This is a genomic window from Pedobacter gandavensis (genome assembly GCF_032678745.1).
GTDB classification, from domain to species: domain Bacteria; phylum Bacteroidota; class Bacteroidia; order Sphingobacteriales; family Sphingobacteriaceae; genus Pedobacter; species Pedobacter gandavensis_C.
Genome location: NZ_JAVTST010000001.1, coordinates 25,946 through 43,884, shown reverse-complemented (window position 1 = coordinate 43,884; position 17,939 = coordinate 25,946). Strand labels below are relative to the sequence as shown.

Here is a 17,939-nt window from a genome sequence, read left to right as displayed (position 1 = left end):
CACAGCAACGTTGCTGTGGGGCTCAATTTACCTTTCTGAGAAGCTCAATTCTTCCAGAATTTTATACCTCTGTTGGCGGAAATCCGTAGTGCTTTTTAAATGCAGTAGAAAAATGTGAAGGATTTTTGAAACCAACTTCAACATATACCTCCTGCACCTTTCTCCCTTCTTCCTTTAGTTTAACGTAAGCTGCTTCCAGGCGCTTTTTAATCAGCCATTTTTGTGGACTAAGATTGCTGATCTTCTTAAAATCTCTTTTAAACGTGGCGAGACTACGTCCTGTATACCCAGCAATCTGCTCCATAGAAAGCTCATCCATATAATTTTCATTAAGAAATTCCAAAATGTCAATTTTCCAGGGTTCAGTAAAGTCGAACAGTATCGGGAAGAAAACATCAGCGCTATTCAACAGCGCATAAATTCCTTCCTGCAATTTCAATTTTGCTACACCTTCTGTTGGCTCAACACCATCATCAAAATAAGGGCTCAGTGACTGGAACAGACTGTTGATATCCGCCCTAGGTTCGATCTTAATCACATTTTCTTCTGTAATAGTTACCTTTTTTGGGATGTCTGTTTTGTTCATCCTGCTGTAGAATTCGCGCAGGAGGCTCCGATTAAATGTTAAGGAAATACCCTTGTACAGTTCTTCATCCTTGCTGTTCTTATACATTAACAATCTATGGTTCCGTCTGATAAATGCACACTCTCCAGCCCGTATCGTAATCTTCTCATTTCTGTCTTCTATAATTTGTTCACCGGAGTACAAATACAAAAGCACATGCTCAGGTGTAGCATGGATACATTTTTCACTGTAATCAGAAAAGCAGGACAGGAATATGCCCGAGTAATGGATGGTTCTTAGTTTTTCTAGCGGTTCCATGGTCATGCACAATATATATCAAGATAGGCAAACCTAATCAAAACATAGCAGGCAAACTTTGTTGTGCGGCTCAATTTACCTTTCTGAAAAGCTCATCCACATTCAATTCAACATCATTATTTAAAATAAAGAAAATAACCAAGATCTTAATATCACAAGGATACTGGAATCCGAAAAGGGAAAACCAATAGTCACCATGATTGTTAATAACCATAAGTACAAACATATAGATGCTACAACTTTTGGTGTGATTACAAAGATTGCCTTTATCAGAACCTAAAAATGCAGCAGCAATATACAAGGCCGTTCTATATGTTTTTCCTTATCATGCCTATGGGTATCAGTCAAGGCTTTGTAACGGTGGCATTGCCTTTTTTACTGACGCAAAACGGCTTTCCTGTAGCACTCACAGCAAGCATTGTTGCCTTAGGGCTTTCAGCTAACTTATCGCGTTTCGTTTGGGGACCAATAGTAGATTTATCACTTAGTTTACATAAATGGTATTGGATAAGTTTATTGGCTAGCCTAGCTTCATTATTGTTGCTCTGTTTTATTCCCTTTAGCCTAAAAGAAGTCGCTTTACTTTCAGTAATTGTCTTTATATCTCAAGTGGCCGCTACCATTACCTTATTGCCTATTAATGGCTTTATGGGAAAGCGTATCAGAGATGTTAAAAAAGGAGAAGCTTCAGGATGGTATCAGGCCGGTAATCTTGCTGCTACGGGTCTGGGCGGAGGTGCTGGTTTGTGGCTTGCAACGCATTATAATCTCCCACTAACGGGTATTGTTTTGTGCCTTGCATCCCTATTATTTGCAATGGTTATGCTGCTTATTAAAGATATCCAGCATTTAAAAGAGAAATCAATGCTGCAGGAAATAAAAGTAATGGGTAAAGATATTTTATCCATGATAAAATTACCTGTAGCCTTATTTGTAATGATACTTATTGTTATGCCGATTGGGACAGGAGCTATGGCAAATTTATGGTCGGCGGTGGCAAAGGACTGGAATACTGATGCTAATACCGTTGTACTTGTAACAGGTTTATTGTGTGGCGGTGTGAGTGCCATAGGTTGTATAGCAGGTGGTTTTATTACTGACCGATATGGTGTTTGGAATGCCTATTTAGGTAGTGGTGTGGTTTGCGCATTGTTTACTATTTTAATAGCTGTATTTCCTTATCATCCAGCCACTTATATTGTAGGCGTACTCACTTATGGGCTTTGTACAGGATTGATGTACACAGCTTTCACCGCCATTATATTTTTTGTAATTGGCAAAAAACATGTAGCCACTAAATATTCCTTATTGTCCTCTTTGGGCAATTTACCGGTAGTGTATATGACTACATTTAACGGATGGACACATGATAAATTCGGCAGTCGGTATATGCTAACTGCAGAGGCAATAGCAGGGCTGGTATTTGTAGTTATTTTCTTCCTTATCCTGAAATTGATGAGGAAGAAAAATCTAATTCCGGTGATTATTGAATCATAAAATGCTAGCTACTGATTAGCGCTTGAAAGGCCACTTGATAGATATCATAAGAAAAAGAGCCGTTCTCCTCATTGAAAAACAGCTCTTTAAACTTGAATTCTGTTGTATTGTAAATATCAGCCTTGTTTTAACAAGATTTAGGAACGCTGAGACTCCTCATAATTAGGGCCGTACATAGATGGGACTTTATTTCCTGTTGCCCTAAGGTGTGAGACAAGCTCTCCACGATGATGATACAAATGATTATAAAGAAATCCCCTGATCACCTGAATCTTCGGCATTGAGGGCATAATTGGATTGCCTCCTGCCGACATTGTCCAATGATTCATATACTGCGATTCATTAGAGTTTTCAATTACATTCTTTGCATTCGCAACATTTTCTTCAAACTTTCCCAGGATATTAGATGCCTTGCTAATATCACCTTTGTCATATTTATAAGATCCCATATCAAAATCATCCTGGTTAAATGTAGGTTCATACCAGTTGTATACTTCGGCAATATGCGAAGCTAGTTGACCTACCGACCAAAGATGTGGCTGCGGACGGTATTCTAATGCACTGTCCGGAATCATTGATAATAACTTTCTTGTGTTTTCTGCTTCATGCAGGAATTCACCAATTAATGCTTGTTTCATCATTTTTCTAGTAATTAATTCAATATAAAAATAAGGAATATTTCAGTAGGTTCATCCTGGAATCAATTAAAAAACATGCTTAGCGCGACATTGCAATTCACACCTATTTATAAGTAGATTAATGGTAACCAACACATTACAACGGGCAATTTAAATACCCTAAATAGAACAACCTTACTCTTATCCTAACTCTCCCTCAATAAATCGTAACCAGCATTCCATAATATCCTGTTTAGCAGCTTTAGGCTCCTACTACCCAGATTTATGACTGATTTTAACTGCTTCATAGAATATTTTTCTACAAAAAAAGTGACCGTAATATCATCTGCTGATGTAAACGGTATTTTTTGATAGGAAGTTTCGAATTCTAAAAAACACTTTATTGGATTAACCAACCGGTCAGTAGCATTTTCTATTAGCAGTTCTAGTATCCCTCTTCCACCAGCATGATTTTTATTAATTTTCTGCTCCATCCTGATTTCTACTTCTTTTTTTTCTAACATCTCCAGATATTCCTCTTTATTTATCATACCCAAACATTTTATTATTCATATGTTCCTAATTTTAAGCAAGCCCCGTTATCGAACTTACTCTGGTTCAGTAAAATCAAGATCCTTATCGTGTGTTTCGGGAACAGTAAGGATGCAATAAAATCCTATGCCAAAACAAATCAATCCCAAAAGCGCAGCGGCATCCAGCTCCAGCACATGAGGTTTGAGATAAGCATAAAAAGTGGTCATCAGTATGACCGTACCACGTACCATATTTGGAATCGTGGTAGCGGCAGTGGCACGTACATTTGTCCCAAACTGTTCTGCTCCGATGGTCACAAACATAGCCCAATAGCCTATACCAAAGCCTAGCCAAAGACACATCATGTAAAGCCCTTTTGCAGTCTGAATGCCTGCATACAGGTAAACTATCGTTCCCAGGAGGGTAAAAAGCATCATGATGGCCACCGCCTTTTTTCGCGAGGAGAGGTAGTAACTGAATACACCACTTAGCAGATCACCCGCTGCAAGCCCTATGTAACACCACATTACTGCAAGTCCTGGTTTAACCTCCTCTGTAATTCCCAGGGCCAGGCCAAATTCATTACTGAAGGTGGCTAGAATACCGATTACATACCAGGTAGGCAGGCCGATTCCTATGCATTTTACATAAAGTTTTAAGCGTCTGGCATTAGTGAAAAACGATAAGAAATCGCCCTTTTTCAAGTCCCCTTTTTCGGCCATATTTTTAAACATACCTGACTCAAAAACACCTATCCTTAAGAATAACAGTAAAATACCCAGGCCTCCACCGGCAAAGTAAGCATAGCGCCAGCTAAAAAGTTCTACCGTAAAGTATGCAGCTACTGCGCCCAGGAGCCCTACTCCTGCTACTACAGAGGTGCCAATTCCCCTTAACTTTTTCGGCAGGCTTTCTGATACCAGCGTAATCCCTGCGCCAAGCTCTCCAGCTAAACCAATTCCAGCAACAAAGCGAAGTATTTTATACACGGTCACATCCTGTACAAAACCACAGGCAAAATTGGCTATCGAATAAGTAATGATAGAGCCGAATAAAACGGAGAGCCTTCCCTTTTTATCGCCTAAAACGCCCCATAAAATTCCACCCAGGAGCAGTCCGCTCATTTGCCAATTTAAAATACTGGCTCCTTCAATTGATATTTCGGCCTCATTCAATCCCAGATCAGTTAAACTGGGTATCCTTACTATTCCGAAGAGCAAAAGATCGTATATATCTACAAAATACCCGAGAGCAGCTACAATCACCGGAGCACTTAATAGGTACTGCCATGCTTTTTTATTTTCTTTAACTGTCATTTCCTTACTGATAGATAAAGTTTAGGGTAAACTGACTGTTGTTAAAGGTCGCCGGAGCTAAGGAAATTCCAGTAGAAGGTATTGGTTTGGCCAATAGTGGCCTGGTGTTGAATGTAGCAACAAATGGTGTTGTTGCAAAAAGAAGAGATCGCTTTCTCGTCATCATGATGTTTATTTGGTTTATAGGTTTATTGTCCAGGTTAGTTTCTGTTATTTTCAAATGCTGGACAGGAATCTAAATTTAGTACGACTTAATGCGAAACCCTATCTTTGGGTTATACAATCCCCCACCAATATATTGATCAACACATAGCTCTACAAAACAGGTAGTTATATCACACAGAAAACAACTTTGTACAATCCGATTCTTTTCAGGAAGCTGGATAAAGCTGTAAAAGCAGAACAAAATCAATCCTGCGACTTCTTGCATCATCCACATTTCACCGCCACGGTACTTTTTAAAGTAACAGATGAAGAAACTGAAATAGACTGGGCATTGCTATTTAATACTACAGAAATGTTTGAAATGAAGGCTTAATGAACTTGTCCTAATTGCCCCCTCCATTTGTCAATTCTACCCAACACAAAATAATTAAGACTACCGTAACTTGCCATAAATCAAATATCATGTATAAACAAGATGAACAGGCCTACCATCAACTGAACAAGTTCGTTGGAACCTGGAATACAGCAGCACTTATCCCCTCTTCTGATAATAATCCTGAAGTAAAAATCAAAGGAACCGACAGGTATGAATGGATAACAGACGGTTTCTTTCTACTTCATACGGCAGACGTAATGATAGGGACCGACAATAGTAAAACACATGAAATCATTGGCTATGATAAATTAAATCACCATTATACGATGCAGTATTATAACAACAAAGGTAACTCTGGTTTGATGATTGCAAAACTTGATGACGGTCTTTGGACTTTCAGTGGTGATGATTTACGTTTTAAAGGTGGATTTAATGAGAATGAAGATGTATTTTCTGGAGTCTGGGAGCAATTTACAGCCAACAAAATCTGGACTCATTTAATGGATATCAAGCTCTCCAAAAAACACTAACGCATATAAAATATGGAAAGTTGATATTAGCGTTAGCAGTTTCATTAGATGGATTTATTGAAGGATGTAATTCTGAAATCTCTTTACAATTTAAGAAATTCAATCAACTCTATTGCTGCAGTCCGACCGGCACGATTTGCGCCAACAGTTGATGCTGATGGACCATAGCCGGTTAGGTGGATACGCGGATCTTTAGCGACCTGTGTGGCTAATTTTCCAGCCATTTCAATTCCATTTTTATCATTTATTAACTTCAAGGGTGCAAGGTGATTTAGAGAATGACGGAAACCTGTATTCCAAAAAATAACATCAGCATCGAGTGTAGTTCCATCTTCCCATCGAACGCCAGTTTCAATGATTTCTTTGAACATAGGTTTCCGATCTAAAACTCCTTTATTCAACATTCCTTCAATAGCAGGTGTGATGGGCAAGCCTGTTACAGAAACCACTGATTCAGGTGGCAAGCCCTCTCTTACTCTTTTCTCTACTAAAGCTACAGCTTCACGTCCTATTTCCGGCGAAAATTCATATTGTCTAAAATCAGGAGATCGACGGGCTACCCAAGTAGTTTCTGTTACTGATGAAATTTCACCGAGTAATTGAATAGCAGAAATGCCACCACCCACAACGATCACATGCTTTCCAATAAATTCTTTAGCATTTTTGTACTCAGCAGTGTGCAGTTGCTTCCCTTTAAATTTTTCCCAACCGGGATATTTAGGGCAGTGTGGGGTTTTCCAGGTACCGGTAGCATTGATCAATCCGCGAGCACTAAATTGAATTCCACTTGTTCGAATGATAAATCGTCCGTTTTGCTCAGTAACATCAGTCACTCTTATGGGACGAATGACTGGAAGCCCAAAGGCTTTCTCATATTGTTCATAATATTTGGGGATTGCAATATTCGCTTGCAATTCTGTTTCCTTAGTATTTACTGCATCGGAAAAGGCCATTCCCGGTAAGTCATTAATGCCGTTTACATTGCTTAGTGTTAGAGAATCCCAACGATGTTGCCAGGCTCCACCCGGACTAAATTCATCATCTAAAACAACAAAACCTTTTCCAGGTTTTATTCCCTCTTTTTGTAAATTATAGGCTGCTGATAAACCAGCTTGTCCTGCCCCAATCACGACAATGTCTACTTTATAAAATACATTTTTATCAGGTATCATAGATTAAATTTATAGGGTTTACTCTGGCAATTCTGATGCTGAGGTAAAGTTAAGGAAGCTTTTAAAGTATCGCATTGATCTATGTTAAATAAACCTAAGTTTCTTCCATCATTTGAATCCGATTTTCGGCTGTGATAATTATTATGATATCCAGTCCTTTCATACCCATCAAAGTTAAGAACCTGTAATACAGCAACAAGCAAAACATTTTGATTAAATAAATGTTAACCTTTTGAATATCAGATCAAATAATCACTAACATAAAGTTTGATCAAACTTTATAAATCCTCTTCTATTTTAGAAACATCATACAATAACCATATGAAAACAAAAATTATCAAGACCTACATACTACTTGTAGTAATGGTACTGGGCTTTACCCTAAGTTTCAACGGTTGCCAAAGCAATAACGGAACAGATATGGGAAGCAAATCGGAAATTGACTCTTTACGTGCTCAAATCAAAGAATTAACAGCAGGTAATGCAATGATTGCAAAGAATCTAACTACGTTTGACACTTTGGATTTTAATGTTTTCAGTAAGAGAGACTGGCCCAGATTCCATGAAAGTCATGCTGAAGATGTGATCGTTCATTTCCCGGATGGACATACTACCAATGGACTCAAACGACACATCGCTGATATGGAAGCAATGTTTGTATATGCCCCTGATACGAGAATTACTGTACATCCGATTAAAATAGGACAGGGAAATATCACTGCAGTTACAGGCGTTATGGAAGGTACTTTTACTAAACCGATGCCAATCGGGAATGGTAAATTCATTCAGCCAACCGGCAAAGCTTTCAAAATACCTATGGCAACGGTGAGTATCTGGAAACAGGACGGCACTATGAGCGAAGAATATCTATTTTGGGACAATCAAACCTATATGAACCAACTTGGCATTGGAAAATGACTATAGCGATTTGCATCTGCCTATTCAAAAGTAATGCCTCAGTAACTAAATGCTAACCTGGTTTCAACTAAAAGACAACCCCTACTCGAAGTGCTCTCAAACCGGATATATCCTGTAATTCTTCGAGCTCAAAACTTTCCAATATTAAGGAGAGCTTTCTTTCTTGCTGTAAAATTCCAATGTACTTACGGTATTCCCTTTCTTCAGCTGCTGAAGTATAAACGATGGTAATTTTCTCAGGTTGGGCGATCCTTTCTGAAGTGTTTTTGATGTTTGCTTTATCGATTCTTTTTTTGATCATTTCAAAACGGGCATTATAAGTACCATCTACGTCAAAACGTTTTTCATCCAATCTAAAGCGAATCGAAATAGGTGTGCTGTATACCAAAATCAGAGAACTGACTTCTAAAGGATAAGGAAGTTCAACCAATTTTGAATGATGCATATGGACAAGTTTACACATTGTTCTTAACTGCCAGATCCTCAAATCAGACAACATGGTGGAATTAAATTTTATATTTGGTGCAATAGATTGTCCGATATAGAGATTATATTCAATACCATCAGACTTAAATCTTTCAAAATAATGAGGAAAAATAGTCTGGGCATTCGATTGTGCATCATCAAGGGTCTGGGCAAGATACCCATTGATCAGGCTAATTGTCTGATCGAATTTTCTTCGGTAAGTATGAAACGACCCCTTTTCTTTATCCAGAGCTTCTTCATAATTCTCTATTGCTCCAAAATCATTTCCACCATGAGTGCCCAAAAGCCATGGCCGGATATCACCGTCTAAATATTCATTGATCTGCTGCTCAGTATCGGCCTGAAATAGAGTTTTAACTTTAATCATCAATCCCTGGAGTTCCTTGTAAAAATAAGAAAGCTGTTTAGTACGGTCATCCTTTCTAATATTATTAATGAGTGAAAGAGCCGAATTTATTTGAAGTTCAAGATCTTTTTTCACACTTAGATTCCTGGATTGTGATGATCCCTTTACATCAACCTGTCCATAAAAAGGGATCACATTGTCAAAGATAATTTCCTGATCAGCAGCTTGTCCTTCCCCCGGCATTTCATTGAGTTCATGTTTAATGGCCTGACGGAATTTCCAACGTACGCTTGGATGCAGAGCGGTGTACTTCTGCTGTATGAGTGCCTGGATATTACTTTCCATTTCAATGGATATCTTTTCCAACTTATCACTAAGATAAGGCATCACCACTTCTAATTTACGGGCATTGATGCTGTTGAGCAACCTGACCTGCGGTGATGTTACTTCCAAAACTCCGAGTATAATACCATTTTTGATTACCGGTGCCAAGATAAAACTACCGAATTTACGATCCAGTATATGCTTTTCAATGGAATGCTGAGGATTCTTCAAAACAAATTCGCCGACATTGGAAATTGCCAAATACTGCCGACCGGATACCATATTCCAATACTGCTCCAGTAGCAAATAATCTTCCTGCGGGCCGATCTTTCCAGGTAGAATAATACTGTATTTACGCTGGACCATGGTCAATTCATTGAATTCCATTCCCTCATGGCAAAACATCACATATCCAATCCGGAGATCACTGATACGAAATATAGAACTGAAAATTGAACTTAGGCTTTGCTGAAAGGCATCGGATTCAAAATCCAGTAATTTTCCTTTGAAAATAGATACCGCATTTTCTATCGTCGCATCAAAAAGGGTAATAATTGAAAACCCCTTTAGAATATAACTTTCCAGAGGAAATTTTTCTTCCCATAAACTTAGATCCTCATAATTGTCCATTAACTGATTGATGTCCTCACCACTGAGGGGTACTGCTTTGTCTGTGGGAACAATATCCAGAAAATCAGCATTATATAGAATGCGATAGTGCTTCACAATACCTTCAGCTGTAGGGATATCATAAAAAATCGGTTTTCCAAAGTCAAGCCTCGTACCATAAATTTTATTCAGAATAATACAACAGCTCATGACATACAACTGCCGGTTATCAAAATCTCTAATGCTGAATTCAAATTCCTGACCAGCTTCCTTAAGGATAGATTTAAAACGTTCTGTTCGATTAAAAATGAGGCTATTGTAAGGTAAAGCTATCGCTTTGATTTCATTATATGTGAGGCTGCTGGGAAAATAGTCAGCCAAAAGTTCAGCAATCAGCGGAGCCTGTTGTTCGAAAATTGCAGTATCTGAAATACCATCCCTTAGTTCAGGAAAAGCTAAAACACGCTCTAACAGCTGTCTTTTAAACGCTGCTTTTCCTTCATTTTTCGTTTCGGCCGCCTGCTCAAGCTCCTGAATAACAGACTCAAACGAAAATTTCAATTGAAACGGGCTTTCGAAGTCGGTCCTGATCCCTGCCATGGCTTAATTTCTTAAGCTAAGATAAGGCTTATCCTTTGCAATTACGATTTAAACTACTGGATTACAGATTTTAAAATAGCATAAACTGTCTAAGAAAAATCCATTTTCATTAACATCGATTAACATAATTATTTAATGTAGGTTATTTTTTATTGTCTGTTTTCCCAATAAATTAGTTGTAATTTAAATAGGTCAGGATTTCCGAATCTTAAATCAGTACACATGAATTTAAACAACTTAACAATGTTAAATCAAACAAAATAAGTCGTTTATATATTTCTTAGAAAGGAACACATACCAGTACAACGATACTCCGGATAAAGAAGAATTAGCAAATGAAAAGCAATATGAAAAAGTTAATTGAAAAAATCACACCAAATCCAGGAAAACCGCATATGGTTGGTGATGGATTCAGGGTCGTGAATTATATTCCAGGAGCAGGTATTTCCCAGCAAAGAATTAGCCCGTTTTTACTGTTAGACTTTAACGCTGAATATGATTTTGGTCCCTCAGATCATTTAAGAGGTGTGGGTGTTCATCCTCATAAAGGCTTTGAAACAGTGACTATTGCTTACAAAGGAGCTGTGGCCCATCATGACAGCTCGGGTGGTTCCGGAGTTATTCATTCAGGAGATGTACAATGGATGAGTGCCGGTAATGGGATTTTGCATAAAGAATACCATGAAGAGACATTTTCTAAAAAAGGTGGCCCTTTTGAAATGGTCCAGTTATGGATAAATCTCCCTAAAAAAGATAAATTTGTTGAAGCTCATTACCAGGAGTTAACCGCCGGCGAAATGGGTAAGCTGGAATTAGCAGATGACGCGGGAATAGTAAACGTGATTGCAGGAGAATTTAATGGAATAACAGGCCCTGCCAAGACCTATAGTCCGGTGAATTTATTCGACATCAGATTAAATACAGCTGGAGAGGTCTCTACCACTATCCCCGCAGTACACAACACGGCTTTACTAGTTGTAAATGGAAATATTGAAGTGAATGCTGAACAAATAATTGAACATGGCTTTGTTCTGTTTAAAAATGAAGGAGAAGAAATTCATATCAAAGCCAACAGTAAATGCGTGGTTTTGATCATGAGTGGAGAACCTTTGAATGAACCCATAGCAAGTTATGGCCCTTTTGTAATGAATACACAAGAAGAGATCAGACAAGCCATCGAAGATTTTAATACGGGAAAATTTGGTGTATTAACCGACTAATAAATATTTTTTCATGTTTTCTTTTGATCATTTGCCCCAATGACACCTAAAGTCTGTTTTTTTCCATATTATATCATGTTTATTTAGAATACTGTTTATCCAATTGCTCCCTCAATTCAGGGTGTTTTTTTAAATAGCTGCCCACAAAAGGGCAATACACCATCACTAGTTTCTTTTCTTGTTTGGCAAACTCAAAAGCGTATTTTGCTAAGGCTGAAGCAATACCTTTCCCTTCCAATATTTTCGGAACCACAGTATGCATAAAAGCAATATCTTTTTTGTAATAGCGGTATTCTAAGTATGCGATCTCATCATTCTCATGTATTTCTAATCTAAGATTTTTAACATTGTTCTTTACGTCGTACATAATCATATTTATTTTTGTTATACAATGGGTAACAAGAAAATTGGTATACAGGTTAGGATCATAATTTATGTCAAAGCCCAACTGCTACTCAATAAACTTTTTAATGTTCCCTCCTGCCGGATATATCAGATCAGTTGCGGGCCCATAAATCCCATCACTTTTACCTAAGCGACAAAAATCACCAAAACACCTTCTGCAGACCAGAAAGCAAAGGTATATGAAAGTTCTTGCGATCTGTTGCCATAGTTTTATCTTCTAAATACCTTTGGGTAATTCCAAATTATTGTTTTGGAAATTCACCGTCTGCTTTAATCAGCACATCATCTTTTAAACCGTCAAAAGGCAATATTAGTCCTATTTTAAAATCAGAACGTTTCAATGTAGTAAGTACCTGGAACCCTGCTGTTGTTTTCTTCGTATTTGGATTAAGCACAGTTCCTCTATAAATAAAATCAACTGTTATTTCTTTGGTGATACCGTGCATTGTAATGTCCCCGCTAAGTTTATATTGATTTTCCATGATCCCTTCTATTGCTGTACTCTTAAAATGTATGGTTGGATATTTTGCGGCATCAAAAAAATCTGCACTACGTAAATCCTCATCCCTCATCTCTGAGTTTGTATCTACTGATTTTACATCAGCTCTTAACTCAATACTTGCATCGCTGAAATCGGGCTTTGAGGCGGTAATGGTCACTTCAAAGGTGTTAAACTGACCAACAATGTCATTAATCATCATGTGTGTCACGGTAAAGCCTAACCTGGAGTGGTCCTTGTCATTCTTCCAGGTTGCTACCGGAAGGCTTTTATCAGTAGATTCGTTTGTCATAATTTGTAATTTAGTTCATCTTTAAATTATTCGTTGATATCTAAATTTACTAGGAATCCCTCCCCAAAACAATAATGTAGATTAAGACATAAAGTTAATCTAGGTTATCACTTTAGAGAATTTCTTTGACTACTCCTTCTCCAAAAGGCTCCCGCCCCTCACCAAAAGTATTCAATTTTTGCTTTTACTCTTATCATAACCGGTTAAGGAATTGGACCATATTTTAATGGAAAGCCCATTTACCGAAACCTTAAATAAATAATAAGATTTAAAGGGAAAGGGCGATTACTTCTCCATCCTGGGGAATTATCAATTTGTCTTTTCCTATATTGAATTCGACAGCTTTCTGCTTTAAAGAGTTCCTGGTTGTCCGACAATGATCCAGGGCATCCATATGTACAGCTATGACTTTCGCCTTACCACTCTCACCTATTAAAGCCATTGTCTGCGCTTCGTCCATGATGATTGGCGTATTTTCATACCCTTGGATACGCGCTCCTCCGGAATTAACAACAATATAGTCAGGATCAAACTTTTTGATATTTTTCTTAATATCTTCTGTCCAGATAGCGTCTCCAACAATATACACAGTCGGTTGGTTCTTTGCCTTTAATACAAAGCCGGACGTGTTGCCCATCATCTTCAATACCTCACCGCTACCATGCTGCCCCTCTACCCGATGAATGCTTATATCTTTCCATAGCATATTGTCCTCTAAAACGGCTGCATTTTTAAAACCTTCCTTTTCGAAGAATTCCTTATCTGCAGGTTGGTGTAACAGTTCAATGGATTTATCCAGGATTTGACTAGCGGCCTTGTCAAAATGGTCATCATGTGTATGTGTCACTAATACCAAATCAACATTTTTAACGATTTCATTTACTGGTAGTTTCAGATCAACTGTTGGATTTGTTTGGATGCCAGCCCAAGACTCAATTGCTCCTTTTGGAGACAGCATTGGATCTACTAAGATCTTTTTTCCGCTATACTCGATGATTAATGTTGCGTTTCTAACTAACTGGAGAGTCGGTTTCGTACCCAAATTTCTCTGACCAAATGATATGGCAGCTGACAACGTAAGTGCTACTGCTAAAATTACTTTTTTCATGAATTTACATTTTATATTAATAATGTCCCAGCTCCTTTAATAAGACTTTTGGAGTGATGAGTGCATTACAAAGGTCGGAACAGCGAATTGTCTTTAACGTATCAAACGCCTACTAATAACTACCATTTTGATAATCGCACACTGTCTTAGCAGTATTAGTAAAAGGCTATTAATCATAATATTCACTAACTTTGTGTACTAATAGTAAAACATGAAAACGATCAAATTTCATAAGACTGAATGCGGAGTCGACTTCCTGTTAAATGTGTTAACAGAAAATGATATTGACTACACTGATACAGGTACTTTTGATACTGACTATTTCGAGATTTTATTTTTTAAAGAAGCAAAGGGTATACTAATTCTAAACCAGCAAGAAATCGAGTTGAAAGCAGGTTCGATTATCTTTATTTCACCGTTTCAAAAACGAAACTGGAGATTGGATCCCAACAATCTTCAGGTTACTACTTTGATTTTTCAAGAAGCCTTTTTAAATGACTTTTTTGCCGATAAGCTATTCACTTACCGCTTACTGTACTTTTACCAGTTGGTACATCCTTTAAAAATGAATATTGATCAGGATGAAATGCTAAAATACTGCAACCTGTTGACAGAGATCAAAATGGAGCTATTGACTAGTGAGACAGATAGTGTACATATTATTCGCTCATTACTATACTATCTGCTACAGACGCTGAACCGCCGATATGCAAAACAACATACACTTTCTTTGAAAAAATCAGGGAATAATCTGGCTTTTCAACTTAAGAATTTAGTAGAGATCCACATCAAGGAGCTGCAGCGGATCAATGATTATGCTGAAATGTTGGGCATCAGCAGAATTTCACTGAACAAAGCGGTCAAAGCCCAATTCAACACTACAGCTACTCAATTGATAAAACAGCGACTTCTTTTTGAAATACAAAACTCGCTTCTTCATTCGAACAAAACTATTAACGAGATAGCTTACGAACTTAATTTTTCAGAACCGAACCATCTGATGAGATTCTTTAAAACTCAAACGGGTCAAACCACAACTGAGTTCATCAATAGCATGACTAGCATTCCTAGAAAACCAGAAACAAATCCTGCAAAGAATATCAATTAAGGGCACAGTCTATCCTTTACTTTTATGGTTCTTTGCTTTGGAACAATATCCCCTTGGCTTTTTCATCCTGATGTGGAGCTTTAAATAAGAACCTAGGTCTGAGACTAACGGTTACTGAATGGTTAAAGTTCCCCTTGTTACTTTACTGGATACTCCATTTGCATCAATAAAATCCACGAAAAATTCAAAAAATGCCCCTGATTTATAACCAGCTGCCTGCAACATGGCTTGGGTAATCGTAATTTTAGAACCTGATAATCCAAAAACTCCCAGGTCATTCCCTAAGGCATACCAATGTACGGTTGAATTGGCAGGTACATTTGTCACTGTAAAGGTTTGCGATCCGCTTTTTACGATCTGCGCTGATGCAGGGGAAAGATGGGGTTGAATTGGATTTTGCAAATACTGACTCCTTTTATTCATATTGATCAAGCCATAGTATCTAACATATTCTATTTCCATAACCGCTGGCATTGCAATTTTATTGATATTCTTCCCAACAAAATCACCACCAACGCTTAGGCAAATATTTAGATCGAAGTAATCATTGAACGGCCATCCATCATATCCTTTACCATTGTTGGTAAAAGTCCGCATCAGCATACCATTAAAGTACCACTTGATATAATCCGGAGTCCAGTCGATTCTGTATTCGTTGAACTGGTTCAGCGTAACAGGAGTTCGCAGCGTAACCATATTTGATGCACCATAGGATTTAGCTGAATGTACATTATAGTTTACTTCACGATCATTCTGTCCTTTAATTTCTACAAGGTCAAATTCGCCGCAATTGGGCCACGTTTTCAGATCATAGTCTTTGTGACGCTCGCCGAACCCAAAAATTGCCGGCCAAAGTCCAGCGCCTAATGGCATTTTTGCTTTGATAATATATCTGCCGTAACGTTGCTTTTTGTTGGAAACAATTTTTCCTGATGTATAATTGAAACCATTGTATGACTCATTTAAAGCAATAATCTTTAATTTACCATCTTCCACTTTCACATTTTTTGATCTGCCAGTGAAATGCTGAAGCTCATGATTACCCCAGCCATAGTATCCATTACCGGTACTCATATTCCATTTCTTTGGATCAGGCGTACCCCTGTAGTTAAATTCATCACCCCAGGTTATTGATGGACTGAATTTATATTGGAATCCAGTAACAGATGGATCAGGTTTGTTTACTACATCTTCCCAGGCTACGATCTTTAAATGCCTCTGTGATGTTAAAGGCTGCCTAGGTGCACGACCATTAATTGGAGTAATAGCAGACTTATTATAATTAAAATGCTGAGTGGTCTCAGTTGCTGATCTGATAATTTCTATATCTGCTATCATTGACTTACCTTCTGTTTTATATACTGTACTATTAACATCGGGAATATACAGTTATTTCCATCTATTCTATTTAGGGTGAACAGGTGGATATCTTTTTAATTGAAAGATATATAGGAGTGTAGCGAAGATAGCAATTAAGGTATAGAAAAGAATTCCGACAACTAAAACCCTGATTATCAATTAAAAGAAACTACAAGAAAAAAAACAACAATTTACTTGCCGATACAGAACTTGCTAAATATATTTTCCAGCAAGTCATCCGTAGTCACCTGTCCAGTAATCTCCCCTAAATAATACAACGCTTGCTTAATATCCATCGCTAAAAAATCCGAAGTAACCGGATTCGTCAAACCCCTTACCACGCTATCCAAGGCCGTCCTGGTTTTCTGCAACGCTTCCACGTGTCTAATATTAGTCACCATCGTATGGTTCGTAGAAAGCTTATCTCCTACTGCAGTATCATACAACAACTGCTTCAACTCTTCAATCTGTTGATTTTCCTTAGCTGAAATAGAAATAAAGTTAATATCTGAAGGAAGACCTAATTCCTTCACTCTATCCGTAAAGGAAAGATCGATTTTATTCGCAACTGCGATAAAAGCAATCCCTGGTTTATGCAAACTCTTAATATCCTCTCTGATTTCCGTCGCGGAAAGATTTACTACATCAAACAGATAAACCAACACTGCCGACTGACTAATCTTCTGCATCGTCTTCTCTACTCCTATCGCTTCAATCGTGTCCGTAGCTTCTCTAATACCTGCAGTATCAATCAATCTGAAATTAATCCCATTGATATTCAAAACCTCTTCAATCGTATCACGAGTAGTTCCAGCAATTTCACTTACAATCGCACGATCTTCATTCAACAACGCGTTTAACAAAGTCGATTTTCCTGCGTTTGGTCTACCGGCGATGACTGTATTAATACCTTCCTTAATCACGTTTCCTAACTCAAACGAGCGGATCAATTTATTGATCACCAATGTGATCTTATTGATCAACTCCTGCAACTGATCTCTATTTGCAAACTCCACATCCTCTTCAGAGAAGTCAAGTTCCAATTCAATCATCGAAGCAAAATGTATCAATTGTTCTCTTAACACATTCAATTCGGTACTAAAACCACCACGAAGCTGATTCATCGCCACACTATGCGCTGCCTGAGAATCCGAAGAAATCAAATCTGCAACAGCTTCTGCCTGCGATAAATCTAAAGAACCATTTAAAAATGCCCTTAAAGTAAATTCTCCTGGTTTCGCTGCCGAAGCACCTTTTCTAATCAACAAAGAAATGATCTGCTGAATGATATAATTTGAACCATGGCAACTAATTTCTACCACATTTTCTTTTGTATAAGACTTTGGAGCTACAAATAGCGCGACTACCACCTCATCAATCACCACATCACCATCTTTGATCAAGCCAAAGTGCAAAGTATGGGAATCTTGTTTTAGCAAATCCTTACTAAAAACGGAGTTCGTGATCGTGATCGCATCCTTACCTGAAAGACGAATTACACCGATCGCACCGATTCCTTGAGGAGTAGATAAGGCAACTATAGTTTCATTACTGATCATAAGTAGAAATATTCTG

18 protein-coding genes are annotated in these 17,939 nt (G+C 37.9%); 6 read left to right on the top strand and 12 right to left on the bottom strand.

Going from position 1 to position 17,939, the window contains the following annotated elements; all coding sequences use genetic code 11:
- Positions 1-61: 61 nt before the first annotated feature.
- Positions 62-883 carry an AraC family transcriptional regulator gene (locus R2S10_RS00210; protein WP_316838401.1) on the bottom strand — a complete coding sequence of 274 codons (822 nt, stop codon included), beginning with the start codon at positions 881-883 and terminating at the stop codon, positions 62-64.
- Between the two features lie 282 nt (positions 884-1,165).
- Between R2S10_RS00210 and R2S10_RS00205 the strand changes: the two genes are divergently transcribed.
- Positions 1,166-2,380 carry an MFS transporter gene (locus R2S10_RS00205; protein ID WP_316838400.1) on the top strand — a complete coding sequence of 405 codons (1,215 nt, stop codon included), beginning with the start codon at positions 1,166-1,168 and terminating at the stop codon, positions 2,378-2,380.
- Positions 2,381-2,517: 137 nt separating this feature from the next.
- On the opposite strand, the gene R2S10_RS00200 is transcribed toward R2S10_RS00205, so the two are convergent.
- The 4 genes from R2S10_RS00200 to R2S10_RS00185 form a co-directional block, all read right to left on the bottom strand.
- On the bottom strand, positions 2,518-3,021 hold the full coding sequence (locus R2S10_RS00200; RefSeq protein WP_316838399.1) for a DinB family protein: 504 nt from the start codon (positions 3,019-3,021) through the stop codon (positions 2,518-2,520).
- A gap of 182 nt (positions 3,022-3,203) precedes the next feature.
- Entirely contained in the window at positions 3,204-3,548 is a 345-nt protein-coding gene (locus tag R2S10_RS00195) for a hypothetical protein (RefSeq protein WP_316838398.1), read from the bottom strand.
- A gap of 57 nt (positions 3,549-3,605) precedes the next feature.
- The gene (locus R2S10_RS00190) at positions 3,606-4,847 is read right to left on the bottom strand and encodes an MFS transporter (protein WP_316838397.1); all 1,242 of its coding nucleotides are present in this window, start codon (positions 4,845-4,847) and stop codon (positions 3,606-3,608) included.
- 4 nt (positions 4,848-4,851) lie between these two features.
- On the bottom strand, positions 4,852-5,013 hold the full coding sequence (locus R2S10_RS00185; protein WP_316838396.1) for a hypothetical protein: 162 nt from the start codon (positions 5,011-5,013) through the stop codon (positions 4,852-4,854).
- Positions 5,014-5,199: 186 nt separating this feature from the next.
- Here R2S10_RS00185 and R2S10_RS00180 point away from each other — a divergent pair, with 186 nt between their 5' ends.
- Both R2S10_RS00180 and R2S10_RS00175 read left to right on the top strand, forming a co-directional pair.
- Complete coding sequence (locus R2S10_RS00180) at positions 5,200-5,385, top strand: hypothetical protein (RefSeq protein WP_316838395.1); 186 nt, start codon at positions 5,200-5,202, stop codon at positions 5,383-5,385.
- Positions 5,386-5,474: 89 nt separating this feature from the next.
- A complete protein-coding gene (locus tag R2S10_RS00175) occupies positions 5,475-5,918 on the top strand; it encodes a DUF1579 family protein (protein ID WP_316838394.1) in 444 nt (147 codons plus the stop codon).
- 83 nt (positions 5,919-6,001) lie between these two features.
- On the opposite strand, the gene R2S10_RS00170 is transcribed toward R2S10_RS00175, so the two are convergent.
- Complete coding sequence (locus R2S10_RS00170) at positions 6,002-7,090, bottom strand: NAD(P)-binding domain-containing protein (RefSeq protein WP_316838393.1); 1,089 nt, start codon at positions 7,088-7,090, stop codon at positions 6,002-6,004.
- Positions 7,091-7,411: 321 nt separating this feature from the next.
- Between R2S10_RS00170 and R2S10_RS00165 the strand changes: the two genes are divergently transcribed.
- A complete protein-coding gene (locus tag R2S10_RS00165) occupies positions 7,412-8,008 on the top strand; it encodes an ester cyclase (RefSeq protein ID WP_316838392.1) in 597 nt (198 codons plus the stop codon).
- Between the two features lie 67 nt (positions 8,009-8,075).
- On the opposite strand, the gene R2S10_RS00160 is transcribed toward R2S10_RS00165, so the two are convergent.
- Positions 8,076-10,373 carry a GAF domain-containing protein gene (locus R2S10_RS00160; RefSeq protein ID WP_316838391.1) on the bottom strand — a complete coding sequence of 766 codons (2,298 nt, stop codon included), beginning with the start codon at positions 10,371-10,373 and terminating at the stop codon, positions 8,076-8,078.
- 347 nt (positions 10,374-10,720) lie between these two features.
- On the opposite strand from R2S10_RS00160, the gene R2S10_RS00155 reads away from it, so the two are divergent.
- On the top strand, positions 10,721-11,593 hold the full coding sequence (locus R2S10_RS00155; protein WP_316838390.1) for a pirin family protein: 873 nt from the start codon (positions 10,721-10,723) through the stop codon (positions 11,591-11,593).
- A 79-nt stretch (positions 11,594-11,672) separates the two neighbouring features.
- Here R2S10_RS00155 and R2S10_RS00150 read toward each other — a convergent pair whose 3' ends face one another.
- The 3 genes from R2S10_RS00150 to R2S10_RS00140 all read right to left on the bottom strand — a co-directional run bounded on the left by R2S10_RS00150 (position 11,673) and on the right by R2S10_RS00140 (position 13,897).
- On the bottom strand, positions 11,673-11,966 hold the full coding sequence (locus tag R2S10_RS00150) for a GNAT family N-acetyltransferase (protein ID WP_316838389.1): 294 nt from the start codon (positions 11,964-11,966) through the stop codon (positions 11,673-11,675).
- 274 nt (positions 11,967-12,240) lie between these two features.
- Positions 12,241-12,789: a YceI family protein gene (locus R2S10_RS00145; protein WP_316838388.1), complete on the bottom strand. Its 549-nt coding sequence runs from the start codon at positions 12,787-12,789 to the stop codon at positions 12,241-12,243.
- Positions 12,790-13,057: 268 nt separating this feature from the next.
- Positions 13,058-13,897: an MBL fold metallo-hydrolase gene (locus R2S10_RS00140; protein ID WP_316838387.1), complete on the bottom strand. Its 840-nt coding sequence runs from the start codon at positions 13,895-13,897 to the stop codon at positions 13,058-13,060.
- 211 nt (positions 13,898-14,108) lie between these two features.
- Between R2S10_RS00140 and R2S10_RS00135 the strand changes: the two genes are divergently transcribed.
- Positions 14,109-15,005: an AraC family transcriptional regulator gene (locus tag R2S10_RS00135; RefSeq protein WP_316838386.1), complete on the top strand. Its 897-nt coding sequence runs from the start codon at positions 14,109-14,111 to the stop codon at positions 15,003-15,005.
- Between the two features lie 111 nt (positions 15,006-15,116).
- Here R2S10_RS00135 and R2S10_RS00130 read toward each other — a convergent pair whose 3' ends face one another.
- The gene (locus R2S10_RS00130) at positions 15,117-16,343 is read right to left on the bottom strand and encodes a glycoside hydrolase family 16 protein (RefSeq protein ID WP_316838385.1); all 1,227 of its coding nucleotides are present in this window, start codon (positions 16,341-16,343) and stop codon (positions 15,117-15,119) included.
- Positions 16,344-16,555: 212 nt separating this feature from the next.
- Positions 16,556-17,923: a tRNA uridine-5-carboxymethylaminomethyl(34) synthesis GTPase MnmE gene (mnmE, locus tag R2S10_RS00125; protein ID WP_316838384.1), complete on the bottom strand. Its 1,368-nt coding sequence runs from the start codon at positions 17,921-17,923 to the stop codon at positions 16,556-16,558.
- Positions 17,924-17,939: the final 16 nt, after the last annotated feature.

Excerpts from the sequence above, each read along its gene's own strand:
- R2S10_RS00145 (WP_316838388.1), bottom strand. The coding sequence starts at position 12,789 with ATGACAAACGAATCTACTGATAAAAGCCTTCCGGTAGCAACCTGGAAG.
- R2S10_RS00200 (WP_316838399.1), bottom strand. The coding sequence starts at position 3,021 with ATGATGAAACAAGCATTAATTGGTGAATTCCTGCATGAAGCAGAAAAC.
- R2S10_RS00210 (WP_316838401.1), bottom strand. The coding sequence starts at position 883 with ATGGAACCGCTAGAAAAACTAAGAACCATCCATTACTCGGGCATATTC.
- R2S10_RS00170 (WP_316838393.1), bottom strand. The coding sequence starts at position 7,090 with ATGATACCTGATAAAAATGTATTTTATAAAGTAGACATTGTCGTGATT.
- R2S10_RS00140 (WP_316838387.1), bottom strand. The coding sequence starts at position 13,897 with ATGAAAAAAGTAATTTTAGCAGTAGCACTTACGTTGTCAGCTGCCATA.
- R2S10_RS00160 (WP_316838391.1), bottom strand. The coding sequence starts at position 10,373 with ATGGCAGGGATCAGGACCGACTTCGAAAGCCCGTTTCAATTGAAATTT.
- R2S10_RS00190 (WP_316838397.1), bottom strand. The coding sequence starts at position 4,847 with ATGACAGTTAAAGAAAATAAAAAAGCATGGCAGTACCTATTAAGTGCT.
- R2S10_RS00185 (WP_316838396.1), bottom strand. The coding sequence starts at position 5,013 with ATGATGACGAGAAAGCGATCTCTTCTTTTTGCAACAACACCATTTGTT.
- R2S10_RS00195 (WP_316838398.1), bottom strand. The coding sequence starts at position 3,548 with ATGATAAATAAAGAGGAATATCTGGAGATGTTAGAAAAAAAAGAAGTA.
- R2S10_RS00165 (WP_316838392.1), top strand. The coding sequence starts at position 7,412 with ATGAAAACAAAAATTATCAAGACCTACATACTACTTGTAGTAATGGTA.
- mnmE (WP_316838384.1), bottom strand. The coding sequence starts at position 17,923 with ATGATCAGTAATGAAACTATAGTTGCCTTATCTACTCCTCAAGGAATC.
- R2S10_RS00155 (WP_316838390.1), top strand. The coding sequence starts at position 10,721 with ATGAAAAAGTTAATTGAAAAAATCACACCAAATCCAGGAAAACCGCAT.
- R2S10_RS00175 (WP_316838394.1), top strand. The coding sequence starts at position 5,475 with ATGTATAAACAAGATGAACAGGCCTACCATCAACTGAACAAGTTCGTT.
- R2S10_RS00130 (WP_316838385.1), bottom strand. The coding sequence starts at position 16,343 with ATGATAGCAGATATAGAAATTATCAGATCAGCAACTGAGACCACTCAG.
- R2S10_RS00150 (WP_316838389.1), bottom strand. The coding sequence starts at position 11,966 with ATGATTATGTACGACGTAAAGAACAATGTTAAAAATCTTAGATTAGAA.
- R2S10_RS00205 (WP_316838400.1), top strand. The coding sequence starts at position 1,166 with ATGCAGCAGCAATATACAAGGCCGTTCTATATGTTTTTCCTTATCATG.
- R2S10_RS00135 (WP_316838386.1), top strand. The coding sequence starts at position 14,109 with ATGAAAACGATCAAATTTCATAAGACTGAATGCGGAGTCGACTTCCTG.